Below are 22,039 nucleotides of genomic sequence, written 5' to 3'. Positions count from 1 at the left end.
TAACCACTCCAACTGACAGCGCAAATCAACCGTCAGCGCAAATCCAACTAGCCGTCGAAGCCGTCGTCCGCCGCGGCGGGGAGCTGTTCGTCAGCGTGCCCGTCATCGCCGGCCGACTCGGGCGAGAGCAGGGCACGCAGATCGTCCTCGGCCGCGATCGTGGTCACGAAGAACAGCTCGTCGCCGCCGTCGATCACATCGTCACGGCTCGGGGTGATGGGCGCCTGGTCCCGCAGAATCGCCACGAGGGTCGAATCCTCCGGCCAGTCGATGCTGCCCACCGTCAGGCCGATCACGTGCGAATCGTGGGGAACCGTGAACTCGACCAGGGATGACACCCCGGTCTGCAGGGTCAGCAGGCGCACCAGGTCGCCGATCTCCACCGCCTCCTCGACGAGGGCGGTCATGAGCTGCGGGGTGTTGACCGCGACGTCGACGCCCCAGGAATCGTCGAACATCCAGTCGTTCTTGGGGTTGTTGACCCGGCCCACCGTCCGTCCGACGCCGAATTCGGTCTTTGCGAGGAGCGAGACCACCAGGTTCACCTTGTCATCGCCGGTCGCGGAGACCACGACGTCGGCGTCCTCCAGTTTCGCGTCCTGCAGGGTGCTCAGCTCGCAGGCATCGCCGACCAGCCAGTGCGCGCCGCGCAGGCCGCTGCGCCCGATCACCTCGGGCTTCAGGTCAATCAGCAGGATCTCGTGTTTGTGGGCCAGCAGTTCGCGCGCGATCGAGGAACCGACGCTTCCCGCCCCGACAATGACGACTTTCACTTAGGACTCCTTGGCGGGGGACTTGGCAAGAATGTGGGCGACTTCGGTGCTGCGGTCCACGCCGAGCATCGCATGGACGGTGTCGCCGTCCTGGTACAGGGTGCCGGCCACCGGCAGCATGCCCTCGCCGAAGCGGGTCAGATAGGCGACGCGGATTCCGGCGGCCTTTTCGATGGAGGTCACCGGGTGCCCGATCCACTCCGGGTCCAGGTCCACCTCGGCCAGCACAAGCCGGCCGGAGGGATCCCGGAAGTCGCCGGCGAGGTGCTGTTCGGGCAGGATCCGCCGGAGGACCTGGTCGGCGCTCCAGCGCACGGCAGCCACCGTGGGGATGCCCAGGCGCTGGTAGATCTCCGCGCGGCCCGGATCGTAGATCCTGGCCACAACGTGGGGGACGTGGAAGGTTTCGCGGGCCACGCGCGTGGCAAGGATGTTGGAATTGTCACCGCTGGAGACAGCTGCGAACGCATAGGCGTCCGCGACGCCGGCCTGCTTCAGGGTCTCCCGGTCGAAACCGACGCCGGTGACTTTACGGCCCGTGAAACCCGCCCGGAGCCGCCGGAAAGCGCGGTCGTCCTGGTCGATGATGGCCACGGAATGGCCCGCGTCCTCGAGGGTGTGCGCGAGGGTTGCCCCCACCCGGCCACAACCCATGATCACGAAGTGCGCCAACCGTGCCTCCTATAGTTCCTTTGACTGCTGCTGCGTAAAACAATACCGGCCACCGCCGCGCGCGGAGCCCGCCCCCGGGCGGGGAAAGCCGCCGTCATGACATCGCGTGCGAATGGGACTAGCTTTGTGTGGTGCCGACAATTTTCAATGCCGTGAAGCGGGTGCTGGTAGGCAGACCGTTCCGGAACGACAACCTGGCCCACACCCTGCTTCCCAAGCGGATCGCCCTCCCCGTTTTCGCCTCCGACGCGCTGTCCTCCGTGGCGTACGCACCCGACGAAATCCTCCTGACGCTGGCGCTGGCCGGCGTCAGCGCTGTGGCGTTCTCGCCCTGGGTGGGCCTGGCCGTCATGGTGGTGCTGCTGACGGTGGTCGCCTCCTACCGGCAGAACGTCCACGCCTACCCCTCCGGCGGCGGCGATTATGAGATCGCCAACGAAAACCTGGGCAAGCACGCAGGACTCACCGTCGCCTCCGCCCTGCTGGTCGACTACGTGCTGACCGTTGCGGTGTCCATGTCCTCCGCCGCCACCTACCTGACCACGGCGGTGCCCGCGCTGCATGGCCAGCAGGCCGGCATCGCGGTGATCGGCGTCGTGGTCCTGGCGCTCGTGAACCTGCGCGGCATCAAGGAAGCCGGCACGGTGTTCGCCCTGCCGACGTACATCTTTATGGCGTCGATCCTCGGCATGACCGCGATCGGTGTCTTCCAGGCCGCCACCGGCCGGCTGGGCGAGGCGCCCTCGGCAGCCTTCACGATCGTTCCCGCGCCCGGCTTCGACGAAGGACTGGTCGGCCTCGCCGGCGCGTTCCTGCTGCTGAGGGCCTTCTCCTCCGGCGCCGCGGCGCTGACCGGCGTCGAAGCGATCAGCAACGGCGTGCCGAACTTCCAGAAGCCCAAGAGCAAGAATGCCGCCACCACCCTGCTGCTGCTCGGCGTGATCGCCTCCGCCATGCTGGCAGGCATCATCTACCTGGCCAACGCCACCAAGGTGCACATCGTGCTGGACCCGGCCAAGGAGTTCCTGCTCGACGGCCGGCCGCTGCCGGAGGGCTACATCCAGAGCCCGGCGATCAGCCAGATCGCCCAGACCATCTTCGGTGCGGGGTCCATCCCCTTCTTCATCGTGGTGGCCGCCACCGGCGTGATCCTCGTTTTCGCCTCCAACACCGCGTTCAACGGCTTCCCGGTGCTCGGCTCCATCCTGGCCCAGGACGGCTACCTGCCCCGCCAGCTGCGCACCCGGGGGGACCGGCTGGCCTTCAGCAACGGAGTCCTGGCGCTGGCTGCCGGCGCGCTGGTGCTGATCATCGCGTTCAACGCGGACGTCACCAAGCTCATCCAGCTTTACATCGTGGGCGTCTTCATCTCCTTCACCTTGAGCCAGCTCGGCATGGTCCGGCACTGGGGGCGGGAGCTGAAACTCGCCAAGGACCCGGCGGTGAAGCGGCGGATGCTCAAGTCCCGCACCATCAACATGGTCGGCTTCGGCATGACCGGGCTGGTCCTGCTGATCGTCCTCATCACAAAATTCCAGCAGGGCGCCTGGATCGCGCTGCTGGCCATGTTCGTCCTGTTCCTGATCATGTGGAGCATCCGGGCGCACTACGACAACGTGGCCAAGGAACTCGCCGTCGACGAGGACACCTCGCCGCGGGCCCTGCCCACCCGCGTGCACGCCGTGCTGCTCGTCTCGCACGTCCGCAAGCCGGTGCTCCGGGCGCTGGCCTACGCCCGCGCGTCCCGGCCCTCCCGGCTGGACGCCATCACCGTGGACATCAGCCCCGAAGAGACCGAACAAACGGTCGCGGACTGGGAGAAGCTGGAAATCCCGGTACCGTTGACCGTGCTGGCCAGTCCGTTCCGCGAAACGGTGACGCCCATCATGGAATACATCAAGAACATGCGCCGCGATTCGCCCCGCGACCTGATTGTCGTCTACATCCCCGAGTACGTCGTCGGCAAGTGGTGGGAGCAACTGGTCCACAACCAGACCGCGCTGCGCATCAAGACCCGGCTGCACTTCGAGCCGGGCGTGATGGTGGCCAGTGTGCCGTGGCAGCTGAAATCATCCGAAGAAGCCAAGAGACTGCAGGACATCCAATGAGCTCCGAGACCCAGACGCAATCCTCCACCGAACTGACCGTCGACGTCGGCCCGGTCGCCCACGGCGGCCACTGCGTGGCCCGGCATGAGGGACGGGTGGTCTTCGTCCGCCACGGCATCCCCGGCGAAAAGGTCCGGGTCCGCCTCACTGAGTCCGGCCAGGACGCCAAGTTCTGGCGCGGCGACGTCGTGGAAGTCCTGGAACCCTCCCCGGACCGGGTGGAACACTTCTGGGACCTGGCGGATTCCGCCCGCTCCTGGTCCCACCGCCACCCTCCCGTGGGCGGCGCCGAACTCGGCCACATCTCCCTGGAGCGCCAGCGCAGCCTCAAGGCCGAGGTGCTCGCCGAACAGCTGCGCCGCCTGGCCGGCGTCGAACGTCCCATCACCGTGGAAGCCGTGGGGGAGCCCGGCACGCCGGCGACGGCGGGCCTCGCCTGGCGGACCCGCGCCGGGTTCGCGGTGACGCCGGCCGGGAAACTCGGCATGCACGCGCACCGTTCCGACACGGTCCTCCCGGTCGGGGAGATGCCCCTGGCAGCGGATGCCATCAACGCGCTCCGGCTCTGGGACATCGACCTGCAGGGCATCGAACGCATTGAGGTCGCCGCCCCGGCCAACGGCTCCCGCCCGCTGGTGCTCCTGGTCCCGGCCGCCGGAACCCGCGCGAAGCGGCTCAGCGCGGTCCTTGCCCAGCTGCCCGAGGACGTGTCCGTGGCCAGCTTCGATCCGGTCAAGGGCGAGGTCCTGCGGCTCCGCGGACGTACCTACGTGCAGGAGAGCGCCGCCGGTCACAGCTTCCGCGTCACCGGCGACGGGTTCTGGCAGATCCATCGGGACGGGCCGGACACCCTCGTGGGAGCGGTCACCGGCTTCCTGCAGGACGGCGGCTTCCTGGACGCCGGCGCCTCGGTGGCCGACCTGTACGCGGGGGCCGGGCTGTTCACCGCACCGCTCGCGGACGCCGTCGGCGTCACCGGCTCCGTCCTGTCCGTCGAAGGGTCGCCCGGCACCAGCAGGGACGCGCGCAAGAACCTCCATGATGCCTCCCAGGTCGAGATCGTCCAGGGCCGGGTGGAACGGGTTCTGCGTGAGAAAGCCCGCACGTTCGACGCCGTCCTGCTCGATCCTCCCCGGGCCGGCGCGGGCAAGGCCGTCGTGAACCAGCTGGTTGAGGCCGGCCCCCGTGCCGTCGCCTATGTGTCCTGCGATCCGGCGTCCTTTGCCCGCGATGTGGGCTACTTCCAGGAGTCCGGCTGGGAACTGAACGGGCTGCGGGCCTTCGACCTGTACCCGCATACCCACCACATGGAGACTGTGGCGCTGCTGACTCCCGGGGCCTGAGGCCACTAGGATGGGCGGAGTAGTCCGACGTCGCGCTCCGTAATCACGGCTGACCTCCTGCACCCTGTACCGAGTCTTGTCCAAACAAGGCCAAGCACTAGTTAGGGCCACCTAACTAGCAAGGGGTCTGCGGCGCGACAAAGATGAAACTGTTGCGAGAGGAGTCCTGCGATGAGCATTGTGGACAGCTTCGGTTCAAAAGGCAAACTTAATGTAGCCGGTACCGAATACGAAATTTTCCGGTTGAACTCCGTTGAAGGTGCAGAAAACCTTCCGTTCAGCCTCAAGGTATTGCTTGAAAACCTGTTGAGGACCGAGGACGGCGCCAACATTACGGCCGATCACGTCCGAGCACTGGCCGGCTGGGACCCCAGCGCCGAGCCCGACACTGAAATCCAGTTCACGCCGGCGCGCGTGATCATGCAGGACTTCACTGGCGTGCCCTGCGTTGTGGACCTTGCCACCATGCGTGAAGCAGTCAAGGAACTCGGCGGTGACCCCAAGCGGGTCAACCCGCTGGCACCTGCCGAAATGGTGATCGACCACTCCGTGCAGATCGACGCCTTCGGCAACTCCGGCGCACTGGAGCGCAACATGGAGATCGAATACCAGCGCAACGGCGAGCGGTACCAGTTCCTGCGTTGGGGCCAGACCGCGTTCGATGACTTCAAGGTCGTTCCGCCGGGAACCGGCATCGTGCACCAGGTCAACATCGAGTACCTGGCCCGCACCGTCATGACCCGCGAAGTTGATGGCGCGCTCCGCGCCTACCCGGACACCTGCGTCGGCACCGACTCCCACACCACCATGGTCAACGGCCTGGGCGTGCTGGGCTGGGGCGTCGGCGGCATCGAAGCCGAGGCGGCCATGCTCGGCCAGCCCGTCTCCATGCTGATCCCGCGCGTCGTGGGCTTCAAGCTGACCGGGTCCATCCCGGCCGGCGCGACCGCCACCGACGTCGTCCTGACCATCACCGAACAGCTGCGCAAGCACGGTGTGGTCGGCAAGTTCGTAGAGTTCTACGGCGAAGGCGTCGCGGCCGTGCCGCTGGCCAACCGCGCCACCATCGGCAACATGAGCCCGGAGTTCGGCTCCACGGCCGCCATGTTCCCGATCGACGACGTCACCCTCGACTACCTGCGCCTCACCGGCCGCTCGGACGAGAACGTCGCCCTCGTGGAGTCCTACGCGAAGGAACAGGGCCTTTGGCATGATCCTTCCAAGGAGATCAAGTTCTCCGAGTACCTCGAGCTGGACCTGTCGACGGTTGTCCCGTCGATTTCCGGCCCGAAGCGCCCGCAGGACCGCATCATCCTCACGGAGTCCAAGGACCAGTTCCGCGAGGACCTGCGCAACTACGTGAAGGAAGACCTGGCCGACGGCAGCCTGGACGAGGCGATTGACGAAAGCTTCCCGGCTTCCGATGCGCCGTCGTTCACTGCGTCGGGAACGCACCTGACCGACCAGGCTCCGCACGCGCACGGCCCCAAGTCGGACGGCCGCCCGTCGAACAAGGTCAGCGTCAAGACCGCCGACGGCCGCGAGTTCGAGCTGGACCACGGCGCGGTGTCCATCGCCTCAATCACGTCCTGCACCAACACGTCCAACCCGTCCGTGATGCTGGCCGCCGCACTGCTGGCCCGCAACGCCGTCGACAAGGGCCTCACCTCCAAGCCGTGGGTCAAAACCTCCGTTGCTCCCGGTTCCAAGGTTGTCACCGACTACTACAACAAGTCGGGCCTGACCCCGTACCTGGAGAAGCTCGGCTTCTACATCGTCGGTTACGGCTGCGCGACCTGCATCGGCAACTCCGGCCCGCTCGACGCCGAAATCTCCGAGGCCATCCAGGCCAACGACCTTTCCGTCACCGCCGTGCTGTCCGGCAACCGCAACTTCGAGGGCCGGATCAACCCGGACGTGAAGATGAACTACTTGGCCTCCCCGCCGCTGGTCATCGCCTACGCCCTGGCCGGAACCATGGACTTCGACTTCGACGCCGACGCCTTGGGCCAGGACGAGGCCGGCAACGACGTCTTCCTGAAGGACATCTGGCCGAACCCGGTCGAGGTCCAGCAGGTCATCGATTCCTCGATCGACAAGGACATGTTCGCCCGCGGCTACGAGGGCGTCTTCGAAGGCGACGAGCGCTGGAAGGCACTCGACACCCCCGCCGGCGACACCTTCGCCTGGGATCCGAAGTCCACGTACGTCCGGAAGCCCCCGTACTTCGACGGCATCAAGGCGCAGCCGGAGCCCGTCAAGGACATCACCGGCGCGCGCGTGCTGCTGAAGCTTGGCGATTCGGTCACCACCGACCACATCTCACCGGCAGGTTCCTTCAAGTCCGACACCCCGGCCGGGCAGTACCTGCTGGCCAACGGAGTGGAGCGCAAGGACTTCAACTCCTACGGCTCACGCCGTGGCAACCACGAGGTCATGATCCGCGGAACGTTCGCGAACATCCGGATCAAGAACCAGATCCTGGACGGCGTCGAGGGTGGCTTCACCCGCGACTTCACCCAGGCCGACGGCCCGCAGGCCTATGTCTACGACGCCGCGCAGAACTACCAGGCCGCCGGCATCCCGCTGGTTGTCCTGGCCGGCAAGGAGTACGGCTCCGGCTCATCCCGTGACTGGGCAGCCAAGGGCACCGCGCTCCTGGGCGTCAAGGCTGTCGTGGCCGAAAGCTACGAACGCATCCACCGCTCCAACCTGATCGGCATGGGCGTCCTGCCCCTGCAGTACCCGGCCGGCCAGAACGCTGCCAGCCTCGGGCTGACCGGCACGGAGACCTTCGCGGTTGAGGGCGTCACCGCCCTGAACGAGGGCACCACGCCCAAGACGCTCAAGGTCACTGCCACTGCGGTTGACGGCACGGTCACGTCCTTCGATGCGGTCCTGCGCATCGACACCCCGGGCGAGGCTGACTACTACCGCAACGGCGGCATCCTGCAGTACGTGCTGCGCCAGATCTCCGCCAACTAGCGGAGATCGTCCCCGCCAACCAGCGGAGACCCAGCAGTCCAACGAGAAAGCCCCGGCCCGTCACCGACGGACCGGGGCTTTCCCGTTCCGGCACCACGGCCACTCCGGAGGCGTTAGAGTTAGAAGGCATGTCTACCACCCGAAGGAGGGGCCGTTGGGAATCTTGGAGACCATCCGGAATCCGCAGGACCTGAGCAAGTTGTCAGAGGCGCAGCTGGATCAGCTGGCAGCCGAGGTCAGGGAATTCCTGATCGGCAACGTCTCCCAGACCGGCGGGCACCTTGGCCCAAACCTCGGCGTCGTCGAACTCACCATCGCGGTCCACCGGATCTTCGATTCCCCCCGCGACAGCATCGTCTTCGACACCGGCCACCAGTCGTACGTGCACAAGCTCCTCACCGGCCGCCAGGACTTCAGCACCCTGCGCCAGCAGGGCGGCCTGTCCGGCTACCCGGACCGCGCCGAATCCGAGCACGACATCGTCGAAAGCTCGCATGCCTCCTCCTCGCTCTCCTGGGCGGACGGGATCTCCCGTGCCCGGCAGCTGACCGGCGACGGCGACCGGTACGTGATCGCAGTCGTGGGCGACGGCGCACTCACCGGCGGCATGGCCTGGGAGGCCATCAACAACATCGCCGCCGACAAGAAGCGCCGCGTCGTGATCGTTGTGAACGACAACGGGCGCTCCTACGCCCCGACCGTGGGCGGTTTCGCGGACTACCTCGCCTCGCTGCGCCCCACCATCGATTCCTTCCGCGCCGCACCCGGCTACGAAGGCACCCTGGACCTGTGGCGGCGGAAGCTGCAGAACGGCGGACCCGCCGGCCAGTTCACCTACCGCAGCCTGCACGCCATGAAGAAGGGCGTCAAGGACTGGTGGGCCCCGCAGGGCATGTTCGAGGACCTCGGCATGAAGTACATCGGACCCGTGGACGGCCATGACCTCCAGGCCCTGGAGAACGCCCTGTCCACCGCCAAGACCTACGCCGGGCCCGTCATTGTGCACGCCATGACGGAGAAGGGCCACGGCTACGCACCCGCCCGCGCCCATGAAGCCGACCAGTTCCACGCTGTCGGGATCATCGACCCGGAGACCGGCGAACCCACCGAGGCCGGCGGCGCCAAGTCCTGGACGTCCGTCTTCGCCGACGAGATCGCCGACATCGCCGATGAGCGCCAGGACATCGTCGGCATCACCGGCGCCATGCTCATCCCCGTCGGGCTCCACAAGTTCGCCGCGCGGCACCCGGAACGCGTGTTCGACGTCGGCATCGCCGAACAGCACGCCCTCACCTCGGCCGCCGGCATGGCATTCGGCGGGCTGCACCCCGTCGTCGCGGTCTACGCGACCTTCCTGAACCGCGCCTTCGACCAGCTCCTGATGGACGTCGCCCTGCACAAAGCCGGCGTCACGATCGTCCTGGACCGGGCCGGCGTCACCGGGCCCGACGGCGCCAGCCACCATGGCATGTGGGACATGGCCATGGTCCAGATCGTGCCAGGCCTGCACCTCGCCGCGCCCCGCGACTCCAGCCGGCTCCGCGAGGAACTGCGCGAAGCAGTCGCCATCGAGGACGCCCCCAGCGTGATCCGCTACTCCAAGGGCACTGTCGGTGCCGAGGTGGAGGCCATCGAGCGGCTCAGCGACGGCGTGGACGTGCTGGCACGCCGTCCGGCCGGCGCCAGCGACAACGACGTGCTGATCGTCAGCGTCGGGGCGATGTCCGAACTCGCACTGGACGTCTCGAACCGGCTCGGCGCGCAGGGCATCAGCTCCACCGTCGTGGATCCGCGCTGGGTCCTCCCGGTCCCCAGATCCGTCGTCGCCCTCGCCTCGCACCACCGCCTCGTCATCTGCATCGAGGACGGGGTCCGCGCCGGCGGCGTCGGGTCCCGGATCCGGCAGGAAATGCGGGCCGCCGGGGTGGACACCGCCCTCAATGAGGTGGGCCTCCCGGTGGAGTTCCTGGACCACGGCTCCCGCAGCCAGGTGCTCGAGCGGGTCGGCCTGACCGCGCAGCAGATCACGCACGACGTCGTGGCGCAGGTTCTGGGCACCAAGGTGCCGTTCGCCCGGCCCCTCCCGGGCCAGGAACACCCCAGCACCGGCAGCCTGCCGATTCTGTGAGGACACCCGCGAGAACCCCCGTGAGGACCCCCGAGAGCCTGGTGCCGGGCGACCTGGTGGTCGCCCGGAACCGGAAATGGAACGGCAAGGCGCACTGGGTGGTGCCCGGGACGTATCTCGGCGAGGACGCCCACGGCTGGTGGATCTTCCAGGGAACCAATGAGTTCTGCTCCCGCCCGGGCGCGGCGTTCTACGCCGAATCCGACGCCGTGCTGCTGGTCCCGCGCTCGGGCGAGTTCGTGGCCACCTTCTACGACGAAGCCCACCCCGCGGGCGTTCAGGTCTACGTGGACCTGGCGACGGACCACGGCTGGACGACGATCCGGCCGGGCGTCACCGAGTTCCACCTGATCGACATGGACCTGGATGTGATCCGGACCGTGGACCGCGGCGTGTACGTGGACGATGAGGACGAGTTTGCCGAGCACCGGATCGAGATGGACTACCCCGCGGACGTGGTGGACCGGATCACCACGGCATCGGATCAGCTGTACCAGGCCGTCAAGGCACAACAGCCACCGTTCGACGGCACAGACCGCGAATGGTTCAGGAAAGGACGGGCATGAGCGGAATTATCCGGGTTTATAAGCGTGACGAAGAAGGCACCCTGCAGTTCAGGGAGGCCTGGATTGACGAGGAGTTCAACGAATTCGTCATGAACCACGGCGTCGTGGGGCACCAGAGCACCACCGAAGAGACCGACGCCGCCGACGCCGAGGCCGCGGAGCGGCTCATGGACGCCTTCGCCGGGCAGTGCGCCGAGGACGGGTACGCCGAAATTCCGGACGAGGAACAGTTCTGGGTGGTGGCCCAGTACGCCCTGAAAACCAAGGACGGGACCACCCGCGACCGGTACCTCGAGGAAAAAGCCAAGGACGCCCTGATCGGCCACCTGGCCTGGCGGGGTCTCGGGATTGTGGACCGCTCCGAATTTGCCGATGCCAAACTCAACATCTTCATCCTCACCCCGGACGTCAACAAGACGGTCAACGCCATCAAGGTCTGCATCCGTGGCGAAGACCTGGACTTCACCAAGCTGAGCATCGGCGCCGCAGCCTTCGGCGAGGAGTCCTTTAAGCTCAAGCACTCACCGAAGCCGGCCAACAGCTTCACGCTTTAGGTAACACCTGCAAGGAGTCGGGCACGGCTCACATCAGTTTGGGGGCAACCGACTGAAAGGCAACGCCATGACGCGCAAATCCTCTCAACCAGGCAGCACCCCGCTCCCGGCGGGCCTGGCGGCACCGGCACGCAAGTCGCTCGCACATGCGGGGGTGGAAACTCTCGAGCATCTTGTGCAGCTGGGCCGGCGCCGACTTGCCGGAATGCACGGGATCTGCCCGCGGACCCTTGCCCAGCTCGAGGATGCCCTGGACGAACGCGGACTGGAACTGCCCGCGGGGTGACCCGCGCGGGCCGGCTGCCGGCCGAACGCCGGAGCCCGGCCTAACTCCCGCCGCTGGCGGAACGGGGCCCGGCCTAACTCCGGCCGCCGGCACCCGGCAGCAACCTGGCCGCCATGCCCGGGAGCCGCTGCCGGCCGTTATAGGCTGAACCCCATGACTGAATACCGCCGTGTAGGAAACTCCGGACTGTCCGTCTCCGTCGTCGGCCTTGGCTGCAACAACCTGGGCCGGGCTAATACTGCCACCGAGTCGCAGGAGGGGACCGACGCCGTCGTGCATGCCGCCCTGGACGCGGGCATTACGTTCTTCGACGTCGCCGATACCTACGGCAAGGAACCCGGCCTCAGCGAGACGATGCTGGGCAAGGCCCTCAGGGGCCGCCGCGACGACGCCGTGATCGGCACCAAGTTCGGCATGGACATGCGCGGGGCCAACGGCAACGACTTCGGTGCCCGCGGCTCCCGCCGGTACATCATCAAGGCCGCGGAGGCCTCGCTGCGCCGGCTGGGAACGGACTGGATCGACCTCTACCAGTTCCACACCCCGGACCCGCTGACCCCCATCGAGGAGACCCTCGACGCCCTCGACGAGCTCGTCACCAGCGGCAAGGTCCGCTACATCGGCCACTCCAACCGCGCCGGCTGGCAGATCGCCGAGGCCGAATTCGTGGCCCGCGCCCGCGGGGGAGCACGGTTCATCTCCAGCCAGAACCACTACAACCTGCTGGACCGCCGCGCCGAACTCGAGGTCACGCCGGCCGCCGAAGCGTACGGCCTGGGCGTCCTGCCGTACTTCCCGCTCGCCAACGGCCTCCTGACCGGCAAATACGCCAAGGACACGGCACCCGAGGGTTCGCGCCTCAGCCACACCCGCACCAACCTGGTCCACGACGCCGACTGGGACCAGCTGGGCGCGTTCAGCGGCTTCGCGGCCCAACGCGGCCTGAACGAGATCCAGGTCGCGTTCTCCTGGCTTGCGGCCCAGCCGTCCGTCAGCAGTGTCATCGCCGGTGCCACCCGGCCGGAACAGGTCCGGCAGAACGCCGCCGCCGTGGCCTGGGTCCCCAGCGCCGCGGAGCGTGCCGAACTGAACGATCTCTTTCCGCGGACGCCGAAGGTCGCACTGTTCTAGATGGGTCTGTCCTCAACGGCTCCCAGCCCGGGGGCCCTGCCTGACGTGCCTGCAGCGCGCCACACCGTCCTGATGGACGTCGACACCGGGATCGACGACGCCCTGGCCCTCGTCTACCTGCTGTCCCGGCCCGGGGTGCACCTGCAGGCCATTACCTGCACGGCCGGCAACGTCGGTGCCCGCCAGGTCGCGCTCAACAACCTGGCGCTCCTGGAACTGTGCGGCCGGTCCGGCGTCGAGGTGGCCATCGGCGCCGAGGTGCCCCTGGAAATCCCGCTGGTCACCACCGAGGAGACCCACGGGCCACAGGGGATCGGCCACGCCGAGCTGCCCGCGCCCGCGCAGCAGATCTCGCAGCGGCACGCCGTCGACGTCTGGGTGGACGAAGTGCGGGCGCACCCGGGGGAGATCACCGGGCTCATCACCGGGCCGCTGACCAACTTCGCCCTCGCCCTGCGCCGCGAACCGGAGCTGCCGCGGCTGCTCAAAGGCCTCGTCATCATGGGCGGGAGCTACTACTACCAGGGCAACACGACGCCGACGGCGGAATGGAACACCTCGGTGGACCCGCACGCGGCCAAGGAGGTCTTCGCCGCGTACCGCGGCCTGCCGGAAGACAAGCTTCCCCTGGTGTGCGCGCTGGAAACGACGGAGCGGATCGAAATGCTCCCCGAACACCTCCGGCGCCTCGGGGAGGCCGCCGGGGCCGGCCCGGAGCTGGTCCTGCCGGAGCAGCCGGAGGGCCTCCGCAGCACCTCCGCCAGCCCGCTCGTGGCCTGCCTGTCCGACGCGATCAGGTTCTACATGGAATTCCACCGGCTCTACGACCAGGGCTACGTCGCGCACATGCATGACGCCTTCGCGGCCTGCGCCGCCGTCGGACGCACCCCGTTCACGGCCCGCCTGGCCACAGTCGACGTCGAAACCGCCTCGCCGCTGCTGACCGGCACCACGGTGGCGGACTTCCGCGGCCTCTGGGGACTGCCGCCCAACGCCCGAATCGTGTCCTCCAACGACCCGGAGCAGTGCTTCGCGGAGCTGATTTCCTCGGTCGGCGCGCTGGCCCGGGGGAGCACGTCCGCCGGTACCCCCGCCTCTGGTTAGGATGGTAGCTGCGCCGAGGTGACATGAGGCGGATGTTGCAGCTCCCACTTAAGGACCATCCCCATGTCACAGCAGTCCCTGACCCTTCCTGCCACCGGCTCCGGCCCCGGCACAGCCAAGTCACGGCGCAACCGCCGCCTGCTGGAACTCGCCGGTGCCGCCGCGATCGCAGCCACCTACCTGTTCCTGGTCCTGACCCAGCCCGCGGACATCGCCAACGGACCGGCCAGCTTCGCGGCGCTAGTGGCCCTCGGCGGATTCCTGCTTGGCGCCGTCCTGCTGATCGCCGCGGCGCTTCCGGTCCTTCCCACGTCCACACTGGTCCTGATGCCCGTGGCCCTGGTCCTGAACGTTGTCCTGGGCCAGCTCATGGGCACCACCGGGCTGCCGTTCTACCTCGACGCCATCGGCACCGTCCTGATCGCGGTCCTCGCCGGCCCGGCCGCAGGTGCCGCCACAGGCGCCCTCAGCACCATCGTGTGGTCCTTCTTCAACCCGACGGTGCTGCCCTTCGCCGCCGGCGCGGCGCTGATCGGCTTCCTCGCCGGCCTGGCCGCCCGCGGCGGACTGTTCCGCCGCTTCTACCTCGCACCGGTCGCCGGCTTCGTCACCGGCATTCTCGCCGGCGTCGTGTCCGCCCCGATCGCGGCCTTCGTCTTTGGCGGCACAGCCGGCCTCGGCACGGGAGCAGTGGTCAGCGCATTCCGCGCCATGGGCGACACCCTGCTCGCTGCCATCACCAAGCAGGCACTGATCTCGGACCCCATGGACAAGGCCATCGTCTTCGCCATCGCAGCCCTGCTGGTCTACGCATTGCCGCGCCGCACCACCTTCCAGTTCGCCTTCGTCCGCCGCTTCCGGGTGCTCGCCGGCAAGGATCCGGCCCAGCCGGAGAACCAGCCGGAGACTCAGCCGGAGAACCAGCCGGAGACTCAGCCGGCGAACCAGCCGGAAGCCTGAGCCCGAGCCGCCGGAAGCCGACTCTCCGCACCATGACCTCCACCCTCCACCCGCTGACCGCGCTGACGGCGGCCGGCTCCGCCGCGGTGATCACGACGGCGGCAGGCTGCTGGCCGCTGTCCCTCGCGGTCGCCCTCGCGGCGGCCGTGCTGGCCGGGCGTGCCGGCGTCGGCCGACGTGTGCTCGCCGCGGGGGCGGCGGTCCTGGTGCCCCTGGGCTTGTCGTTGCTGATGCTGCACGGGCTCTTCTTCCCGGAGGGCCGCACTGTCCTGGCGGCCTGGGGCCCCGCCCGGGTCACGCAGGAAGGACTGGCCTTCGCCCTGGAGGCGGGCACCCGCACGGGCGCCTGCGTGCTGGTCCTGCTGCTCTTCTCCTTCACCGTCAGCGCCCCCGATCTCGTCGCCGCGCTGGCCGCGAAGGGGCTGCCGCCGCAGTTCGGCTTCGTCCTGGCCTCCGCGCTGACGCTCCTGCCGGCCATGGCCGGCAGGCTGGCGGCGATCCGGGCGGCGCAGGAGGCCCGCGGGCTGGTGGTGGGCCGCGGCCTGGTGTCCCGGCTCGCTGCGGTGCGGGTGCAGATGGTCCCACTGGTGCTGGGCCTCATCGAGGACTCAGGAAGCCGGGCCCAGGCGCTCGACGCCCGCGGATTCGGCCGCCAGGGTCCCCGGACCGCCTACCGGGAGCTCACGGACCCGCCCGCCCAGCGCCGGGTCCGGGGCGTCCTGCTGCTGCTGGCCGCGGCCGCCGTGGCAGTCCGGCTGGCCGTCTCCTGGCCGGGGGCGGGACTGCCATGACAACCGCTGACTCCACCGCCGCGCCCCGGACTGACGCCGTGCTGGCCGCCCGGATCGGCACCTTCAGCTTCCACGGCGAGTCCGCCGCTGCGCTGCACGACATCGCCTTCAGCGTCCGTCCCGGCACGCTGACAGCCGTCCTCGGCGGATCCGGCAGTGGAAAGACCACATTCGGCAAACTACTGGCCGGCTGGCTGCGGCCCGGACACTCCGGAACGCTCACCGGTTCGCTCGCCCAGGCCGGCGAGGTGCTGGAGTTCAGCGGCGGCCACGACGACCCCCGGATCAACCCCTCCGCCTGGTCGGACCGGGTCGGCTACGTCCCGCAGGAGGCGGCCGGCATGCTCACCACGATCCGCTCCACGGTGGCCGAGGAACTGGCCTTTGGCCTCGAGAACCGGGGCGCCGCGCGGCCGGACATGCTCCGGGAGGTGGCCCGCGCCGCGGAGCTGACCGGCCTGGCCGCGCTCCTGGACCGGGACCCCGCCACCCTGTCCGGCGGGGAACTGCGCCGCCTGGCCATCGCCTGCGCTTTCATCCAGGGCCCCGGAGTGCTGGTGCTTGACGAGCCGCTGGCCTCCCTGGACGCTGCCGGCGTCATCCTGGTCCGTGACCTCATCGGCAGGCTCACGGGTGCCGGCACCGCCGTCGTGGTGCTGGGCCAGGCAGCCGACGGGCTGGCCCGTTCGGCCTCGCACTGGCTCGTCCTCGACGGCGGCACCGCCACCGCCAGCGGTCCGCCCGGGGAGTTGATCCGGTCCGCGGAGCTCGGCCGGACGGGGACCGTGATCGACGCGGTGACCCATCCGGCGGGGGTCACTGCGGCGGGTACGCGTGCTTCGGCTGCCGTCCGGGACGCCGGGACGGACCCGGTGGCACCCGCGCCGGCGCTGGAGTTGGACGGCGTCGGTTTCACCTTCCCGCGGGCAGGCGGATCCGTGGCGGAGCCGCTGCTGCGGGATCTGGACCTCACCGTGCGGCCGGGCGAAATTGTGGCCATCACCGGGCGGAACGGGGCCGGCAAGTCTACGCTGCTGCGCCACTTCAACGGCCTGCTGCGCCCGGCAGCGGGGGACGTGCGGGTCTCGGGCACCAGCATTGCCGGTCTTCCGGCCGGCCGGGTGGCCAGTTCGGTGGGGTTGCTCTTCCAGCAGCCCAGGGACCAGCTGTTCGAACGGACGGTGCTGCGGGAGGTCAGCTTCGGGCTGCGGAGGCTCGTGGGCAAGGACGCCAGCGCCAGGGCCTACGAGGCGCTGGAGGCCGTGGGGCTGTCCGGGGATGCGGGAGTGCACCCGGCGGAGCTGCCGGCCTCGAAGCAGCGGTTGCTTGCCCTTGCCACCTTGCTGGCCCGGCAACCCGCCGTGCTCGCCCTCGATGAGCCCACGGTGGGGCTGGACCGGCACGGACTGGAGTACCTGCACCGGGCCATCCTGGACTCCGCGGCGCGGGGCGCCGCCGTCGTGCTGGTCACCCACGATGCCGCCTACGCCCGGGCCGCGGCGCACCGCGCCTTAAAGCTCAGCGGCGGCGGGCTCCAGGAGTCCTGAAGCCCACCGCCGCCGCAGTACATTGCCTAGGCGGGTTCGGACGCCACCCCGGGGGCCAGGAACTTCCGGCCGGTGGCCCGCTCGGAGGCACCCACCCGGTCAAGGTACGGGGTGATGCCGCCGAGGAACATCGGCCAGCCCGCACCGAGGATCATGCAGAGGTCGATGTCCTCCGGGCCCGCCACCACGCCTTCGTCCAGCATCAGCCCGATCTCCTCGGCCAGGGCGTCCTGTGTGCGGCGCAGCACCTCTTCGCCGGTGGATGGTGTGCTGCCGAAGGACATCAGCGCCAGGGTCTCGGCCGGGATCGCGGGCTGGGCGGCCTGCACCGAGGCCGGATCCCAGATGGATTTCACCCCGTTGTCGATCAGGTTCTGTAGGTTCTGCGAGACGGGAAAACGGTCCCCGAACGCGGTGTGGAGGGATTCCTGGACGTGCTGCGCGACCGGCAGTCCCACCATGGCGCCGAGTACAAACGGCGTCATCGGCAGGCCCATCGGGCGCAGCGCGTTGTCCGCGACATCGGCGGGCGTGCCCTCATCGAAAGCCGCCGTCACTTCGCCCATCAGGCGCAAGAGGAGGCGGTTCACCACGAACGCCGGGGCGTCCTTGACCAGCACGGCGGACTTTTTGAGGCCCTTGGCGAGCTCGAACGCGGTGGCCAGCACGGCGTCGTCGGTCTTCGGGGCGCGGACGATCTCCAGCAGCGGCATCACCGCCACGGGGTTGAAGAAGTGGAAGCCGACCAGGCGTTCCGGGTGCTCCAGATCCTCAGCCATCGCGGTGACGGACAGCGAGGAGGTGTTCGTCGCGAGGATGCACTCCGGCGAAACGATCGCTTCCACTTCCTTGAAGACCTGCTTCTTGACGTTGAGCTCCTCGAAGACCGCCTCGATCACGAAGTCGGCGTCGGCGAAGGCCTCCTTGGACACCGAGCCGGTGACCAGCGCCCGGGTCCGGTTGGCGGCATCGGGGCTGATCCGGCCCTTCTGCAGGAGCTTGTCCACCTCGGCGTGCACGTAGCCCACGCCCTTGTCCACGCGGGCCTGGTCGATATCCGTCATCACGACGGGCACCTTGAGCTGGCGGGCGAAGAGCAGGGCCAGCTGGCCGGCCATCAGGCCGGCACCCACGACGCCGACCTTCGTCACCGGGCGCGCGAGCTTGCGGTCCGGGGCGCCGACCGGGCGCTTGGACCGGCGCTGCACGAGGTCCAGGAAGGCGTAGACGGTGGAGCGGAACTCGTCGGTCTGCATGAGGTCCGCGAGGGTCTCGCATTCCAGCTCCGCGGACTGGGCCTGCGTCAGCGTGCGGTTCGCCTCCATGACCTCGAGGACCTTGGCCGGTGCGGGGGAGGCGTTGGAGGTCTTGGCCTCGACGAAGGCGCGGCCCGCGGCTATGGCGCCGGCCCAGCGGGCGGCGACCTCCGGAGCGGAAGGGTCGACGGCGTTGGCACGCTCCGGTGCCACGGCGCCGGCGATGACCTGGGCCGCCCACGCGACGGACTGCTCGACGAAGTCCGCCGGCTCGAACATGGCGTCGGCGACGCCGAGCTTGAACGCCTGCGGCCCGGTGAGCGTGCGGTTGTTGCTCAGCGGGTTCTCAATCATCACCTTGAGGGCATTCTCCGGGCCGATCAGCCGCGGCAGGATGTACACGCCGCCCCAGCCCGGGATCAGCCCGATGAAGGCCTCCGGCAGGGCCAGCGCCCCGGCGCCGGTGGACACGGTGCGGTAGGTGGACTGCAGGGCGATCTCCAGCCCGCCGCCCAGGGCGAGGCCGTTGATGAAGGCGAAACTCGGGACGCCGAGGTTCGCCAGGGTGCCGTAGACGTCGTGGCCGAGCTGCGCCATCCAGAGGCCGTGTTCCCGGCCGCTGATGGACTTGACCGTGGAGAGGTCGGCGCCGGCAACAAGGAAATAGGGTTTTCCGGTGACGCCCACGCCCACGATCTCGCCGCGGGCGGCACGCTCTTTGAGTCCCTCCAGCACGGTGCCGAGTTCGATCAGGGTGTTGGGGCCCAGCGTGGTGGGCTTGGAGTGGTCCAGCCCGTTGTCCAGCGTGACCAGGGCGAAGGTGCCGGGGCTCGTGCCGTTCACGGCGGGGAGTTGGATGTCCTGGACGTAGGAGTGGGTCACCGTCTCGTTCGGGAACAGATCCGCAAGCTTGCGAAAATCGGCGGCGCTCATGCTGCGGCTCCAGTCTTGGTGGTGTATTCGGTACCGTAGTCGGCGTGGTGCGGGTTCTCCCAGATCACGGTGGCGCCCATGCCCAGGCCGATGCACATGGTGGTCATGCCGAAGCGGACCGTGGGGTCCTCCTCGAACTGGCGGGCCAGCTGGTTCATCAGCCGGACGCCGGAGGATGCGAGCGGGTGTCCGACGGCGATCGCGCCGCCGTAGCGGTTGACCCGGGGGTCGTCGTCGGCAATGCCGAAGTGGTCCAGGAAGCTGAGCACCTGGACGGCGAAGGCCTCGTTGATTTCGAACAGGCCGATGTCCGCGATGCCCAGGCCGGCGTTCTTGAGGGCCTTTTCGGTGGCCGGGACCGGGCCGATGCCCATGACCTCGGGTTCGACGCCGGCGAAGGCGTAGCTGACCAGGCGCATCTTGACCGGCAGGCCGAGCTCCTCGGCGGCGTCGGCGGAGGCCAGCAGGGCCGCGGTGGCGCCGTCGTTGAGGCCGGCGGCGTTGCCGGCGGTGACACGGCCGTGGGCGCGGAACGGGGTCTTGAGCGAGGCGAGGTCGGCCACCGAGGTGCCCGGCCGCGGCGGCTCGTCCACGGTGTTCACGGTCCAGCCCTGGCCCGGCTTCATCGTCGCGACGGGCACCAGGTCCGGCTGGATCTGGTCCTTGGCGTAAGCGGCGGCCAGCTTGTCCTGGGAGGCGACGGCGTAGGCGTCCGTGCGGTCCTTGGTGATCGCGGGGAAGCGGTCATGCAGGTTCTCGGCGGTGTTGCCCATGTTCAGGGCTGCCGGGTCCACGATCCGTTCGGACATAAAACGCGGGTTGGGGTCCGCGCCGGCGCCCATCGGGTGGTTGCCCATGTGCTCGACGCCGCCGGCGATCGCAACGTCGTACGCGCCGAAGCCGATGCCGCTCGCCGTCGTCGTAACGGCGGTCATGGCGCCGGCACACATCCGGTCGATCGCGAAGCCCGGCACGGTCCGCGGCAGCCCGGCCAGCAGGGCGGCCGTGCGGCCGATGGTCAGGCCCTGGTCGCCGGTCTGGGTCGTGGCGGCGATGGCCACCTCGTCGATCCGCTCGGCCGGCAGGGACGGGTTGCGGCGCATCAGTTCGCGGATGCACTTGACCACGAGGTCATCGGCGCGGGTGCCCGCGTAGATGCCCTTCTCGCCGGCGCGGCCGAAGGGGGTGCGGACGCCGTCGACGAAGACGACGTCGCGGATGGAGCGGTCTCTGCCGATGCCCGGCTTTGCAATGCTGGGTCCGCTGCTGTTACTTCCGCTGCTCGGGCTTTGGCTCACGTGATACTCCTCATCGAGACATGGGTGCCGGTTCCGTACCCTGGGCGCAACGCCAGGGCAGCACGGATCCGCGCGACATCAGACAACATGTTACTCGTGAGTAACATAGCTGGCAAGGAGTCTGTGCTGCCCTCAGGGCATGGTGCCGTCGAACGAGTCCCCGTGAGGCGGGCGGGGCGGGTTTGGACTACAGCTGGGGTGCCGTGTCCGGCGCGGTTGCAGCGGCAGCTGTGGCCGGCACGGATTTCGCTTCCCGGGGCGGGAGCGGCTGCGGATCCTGGAAGGCCGCGGCTATCAGCGGCGCGACAAGTTCAACCTGCCACTGCCGCGCCCCTAGGTTCGCCAGTTCCTCGGCAATGCCTTCCTCGCTGGTCTCGGCCGGCGGTCGCCAGGAGACGCGGCGGAGGAAATCCGGTGTCAGCAGGTTCTCCACGGGCATGTTCAGCTCTTCGGCCTTGGCCTGCAGCAGCGGCCGGGCCGTGGCGAGCCTCGCGGCGGCCTCCGGGTCCCGGTCGGCCCATACACGCGGGGGCGGGGGAGCATTGGTGGGCAGGTGCAGGGGCGGGAGTTCCTCCAGGGCCCTGGCGGTGCTGATGCAGCGCAGCCACCGCGGCGCCTCGCGCTGGGCTGCGCGGCCGTGGAAGCCCTTGGTGCCCAGGAGTTGCGGGACGGTGGTGGGCATGGCCTTGGCGGCGGCGACGAGGGCGGAATCCGGGATGAGTCGGCCGGGAGCGACGTCGCGCTTCTGCGCCAGGGAGTCGCGTTCCAGCCACAGTTCCCGAACCGCGGCCAACTGGCGCCGGTCCCGGATCTGGTGCAGCCCGGACGTCTTGCGCCAAGGGTCCACGCGCGGCGGCGCCTGGCCGGCCTCGAGGATGGCGGCGAATTCCTGTTCGGCGTAGTCCAGCTTGCCGTCGGCGACGAGCAGTTCGATGAGTTCCTCGCGCAGTTCGGTGAGGACCTCGACGTCGAGCGCGGCGTAGCGCAACCAGGGTTCCGGCAGCGGCCGGGTGGACCAGTCGGCGGCGGAGTGTTCCTTCGCGAGGCCGAAGCCAAGGAGCTGTTCGATCACCGCGGCGAGGCCGACGCGGGGGAGCCCGGCGAGGCGGGCGGCGAGCTCGGTGTCAAAGAGTTTGTCCGGCCACATGCCGAGTTCGGACAGGCAGGGCAGGTCCTGGCTGGCCGCGTGCAGGATCCATTCGACGCCGCGCAGGGCGTGGTTGATGATGCTCAGGTCCCCGAAGGGTTCCGGATCGATCAGCCAGGTGCCGGATCCTTCGCGGCGGATCTGGACCAGGAAGGCGCGCTGGCCGTAGCGGAAACCGGAGGCGCGTTCGGCGTCCACGCCCGCGGGGCCATGTCCTGCGGCGAGGGCCGCGGCGCAGCGCTCCAGGCCGGACTGGGTTTCAATGACGAGCGGCACGCCGTCGCGGGGGGCGTCAAGGTCGATGACCTCGGGGACCAGGCTGTCGAAGCCGTCCACCGCGATGTGGGTTGTGGCGTCCGCGGCCGCTGCTGTGGTTGGTGCTGTGTTGGCGGCCGCGCCCGCGGCGGTGATTTCCGGAATATGAGGGGTCATGATGACTTCAGTTTAGCGACAACAC

The 22,039-nt window shown here is 68.9% G+C and carries 17 protein-coding genes; 12 read left to right on the top strand and 5 right to left on the bottom strand.

Going from position 1 to position 22,039, the window contains the following annotated elements:
- Nucleotides 1-47: 47 nt before the first annotated feature.
- A complete protein-coding gene (locus AC1DC5_RS12170; RefSeq protein ID WP_441406918.1) occupies nt 48-773 on the bottom strand; it encodes a potassium channel family protein in 726 nt (241 codons plus the stop codon).
- Nucleotides 774-1,445, bottom strand: coding sequence for a potassium channel family protein (locus AC1DC5_RS12165; RefSeq protein WP_224049324.1), 672 nt, complete (start codon nt 1,443-1,445; stop codon nt 774-776).
- A gap of 131 nt (nt 1,446-1,576) precedes the next feature.
- Here AC1DC5_RS12165 and AC1DC5_RS12160 point away from each other — a divergent pair, with 131 nt between their 5' ends.
- The 12 genes from AC1DC5_RS12160 to AC1DC5_RS12105 all read left to right on the top strand — a co-directional run bounded on the left by AC1DC5_RS12160 (nt 1,577) and on the right by AC1DC5_RS12105 (nt 16,948).
- Nucleotides 1,577-3,553, top strand: coding sequence for an APC family permease (locus tag AC1DC5_RS12160; protein ID WP_441406919.1), 1,977 nt, complete (start codon nt 1,577-1,579; stop codon nt 3,551-3,553).
- The gene (locus AC1DC5_RS12155; protein ID WP_476865311.1) at nt 3,550-4,896 is read left to right on the top strand and encodes a class I SAM-dependent RNA methyltransferase; all 1,347 of its coding nucleotides are present in this window, start codon (nt 3,550-3,552) and stop codon (nt 4,894-4,896) included. The genes AC1DC5_RS12160 and AC1DC5_RS12155 overlap by 4 nt, the downstream gene beginning before the upstream one ends.
- A gap of 171 nt (nt 4,897-5,067) precedes the next feature.
- Nucleotides 5,068-7,881, top strand: a complete 2,814-nt coding sequence (locus AC1DC5_RS12150) for an aconitate hydratase (protein WP_476865310.1) — start codon at nt 5,068-5,070, stop codon at nt 7,879-7,881.
- Between the two features lie 154 nt (nt 7,882-8,035).
- Entirely contained in the window at nt 8,036-10,009 is a 1,974-nt protein-coding gene (gene dxs, locus AC1DC5_RS12145; RefSeq protein WP_476865309.1) for a 1-deoxy-D-xylulose-5-phosphate synthase, read from the top strand.
- A complete protein-coding gene (locus tag AC1DC5_RS12140) occupies nt 10,006-10,575 on the top strand; it encodes a DUF402 domain-containing protein (RefSeq protein WP_476865308.1) in 570 nt (189 codons plus the stop codon). Before dxs ends, AC1DC5_RS12140 begins: the two co-directional genes overlap by 4 nt.
- Nucleotides 10,572-11,129 (top strand): hypothetical protein, encoded by a 558-nt coding sequence (locus AC1DC5_RS12135; RefSeq protein ID WP_476865307.1) that lies wholly within the window; start codon nt 10,572-10,574, stop codon nt 11,127-11,129. Before AC1DC5_RS12140 ends, AC1DC5_RS12135 begins: the two co-directional genes overlap by 4 nt.
- A 67-nt stretch (nt 11,130-11,196) precedes the next feature.
- The gene (locus AC1DC5_RS12130; protein WP_056431439.1) at nt 11,197-11,415 is read left to right on the top strand and encodes a helix-hairpin-helix domain-containing protein; all 219 of its coding nucleotides are present in this window, start codon (nt 11,197-11,199) and stop codon (nt 11,413-11,415) included.
- A gap of 153 nt (nt 11,416-11,568) precedes the next feature.
- Entirely contained in the window at nt 11,569-12,546 is a 978-nt protein-coding gene (locus tag AC1DC5_RS12125) for an aldo/keto reductase (RefSeq protein ID WP_476865306.1), read from the top strand.
- 72 nt (nt 12,547-12,618) lie between these two features.
- Nucleotides 12,619-13,650 carry a nucleoside hydrolase gene (locus AC1DC5_RS12120; protein ID WP_476865418.1) on the top strand — a complete coding sequence of 344 codons (1,032 nt, stop codon included), beginning with the start codon at nt 12,619-12,621 and terminating at the stop codon, nt 13,648-13,650.
- A gap of 63 nt (nt 13,651-13,713) precedes the next feature.
- Nucleotides 13,714-14,610: a PT domain-containing protein gene (locus tag AC1DC5_RS12115; RefSeq protein ID WP_476865305.1), complete on the top strand. Its 897-nt coding sequence runs from the start codon at nt 13,714-13,716 to the stop codon at nt 14,608-14,610.
- 32 nt (nt 14,611-14,642) lie between these two features.
- Complete coding sequence (locus tag AC1DC5_RS12110) at nt 14,643-15,401, top strand: energy-coupling factor transporter transmembrane component T (RefSeq protein WP_476865304.1); 759 nt, start codon at nt 14,643-14,645, stop codon at nt 15,399-15,401.
- Nucleotides 15,398-16,948 (top strand): ABC transporter ATP-binding protein, encoded by a 1,551-nt coding sequence (locus tag AC1DC5_RS12105; protein WP_476865303.1) that lies wholly within the window; start codon nt 15,398-15,400, stop codon nt 16,946-16,948. The genes AC1DC5_RS12110 and AC1DC5_RS12105 overlap by 4 nt, the downstream gene beginning before the upstream one ends.
- Nucleotides 16,949-16,974: 26 nt before the next feature.
- Here AC1DC5_RS12105 and AC1DC5_RS12100 read toward each other — a convergent pair whose 3' ends face one another.
- The 3 genes from AC1DC5_RS12100 to AC1DC5_RS12090 all read right to left on the bottom strand — a co-directional run bounded on the left by AC1DC5_RS12100 (nt 16,975) and on the right by AC1DC5_RS12090 (nt 22,014).
- On the bottom strand, nt 16,975-19,137 hold the full coding sequence (locus tag AC1DC5_RS12100; protein ID WP_476865302.1) for a 3-hydroxyacyl-CoA dehydrogenase NAD-binding domain-containing protein: 2,163 nt from the start codon (nt 19,135-19,137) through the stop codon (nt 16,975-16,977).
- Nucleotides 19,134-20,390 (bottom strand): thiolase family protein, encoded by a 1,257-nt coding sequence (locus AC1DC5_RS12095; RefSeq protein WP_476865417.1) that lies wholly within the window; start codon nt 20,388-20,390, stop codon nt 19,134-19,136. The genes AC1DC5_RS12100 and AC1DC5_RS12095 overlap by 4 nt, the downstream gene beginning before the upstream one ends.
- Nucleotides 20,391-20,622: 232 nt before the next feature.
- A complete protein-coding gene (locus AC1DC5_RS12090) occupies nt 20,623-22,014 on the bottom strand; it encodes an HRDC domain-containing protein (protein ID WP_476865301.1) in 1,392 nt (463 codons plus the stop codon).
- Between the last annotated feature and the right edge of the window lie 25 nt (nt 22,015-22,039).

It is taken from the genome of Arthrobacter sp. 10L424 (genome assembly GCF_056395325.1).
This window is presented reverse-complemented; position numbering and strand designations above follow the sequence as displayed.

Coding starts and splice junctions, on each gene's coding strand:
- AC1DC5_RS12155 (WP_476865311.1), top strand. CDS start 3,550: ATGAGCTCCGAGACCCAGACGCAATCCTCCACCGAACTGACCGTCGAC.
- AC1DC5_RS12150 (WP_476865310.1), top strand. CDS start 5,068: ATGAGCATTGTGGACAGCTTCGGTTCAAAAGGCAAACTTAATGTAGCC.
- AC1DC5_RS12135 (WP_476865307.1), top strand. CDS start 10,572: ATGAGCGGAATTATCCGGGTTTATAAGCGTGACGAAGAAGGCACCCTG.
- AC1DC5_RS12130 (WP_056431439.1), top strand. CDS start 11,197: ATGACGCGCAAATCCTCTCAACCAGGCAGCACCCCGCTCCCGGCGGGC.
- AC1DC5_RS12125 (WP_476865306.1), top strand. CDS start 11,569: ATGACTGAATACCGCCGTGTAGGAAACTCCGGACTGTCCGTCTCCGTC.
- AC1DC5_RS12120 (WP_476865418.1), top strand. CDS start 12,619: ATGGACGTCGACACCGGGATCGACGACGCCCTGGCCCTCGTCTACCTG.
- AC1DC5_RS12115 (WP_476865305.1), top strand. CDS start 13,714: ATGTCACAGCAGTCCCTGACCCTTCCTGCCACCGGCTCCGGCCCCGGC.
- AC1DC5_RS12110 (WP_476865304.1), top strand. CDS start 14,643: ATGACCTCCACCCTCCACCCGCTGACCGCGCTGACGGCGGCCGGCTCC.
- AC1DC5_RS12105 (WP_476865303.1), top strand. CDS start 15,398: ATGACAACCGCTGACTCCACCGCCGCGCCCCGGACTGACGCCGTGCTG.
- AC1DC5_RS12100 (WP_476865302.1), bottom strand. CDS start 19,137: ATGAGCGCCGCCGATTTTCGCAAGCTTGCGGATCTGTTCCCGAACGAG.
- AC1DC5_RS12090 (WP_476865301.1), bottom strand. CDS start 22,014: ATGACCCCTCATATTCCGGAAATCACCGCCGCGGGCGCGGCCGCCAAC.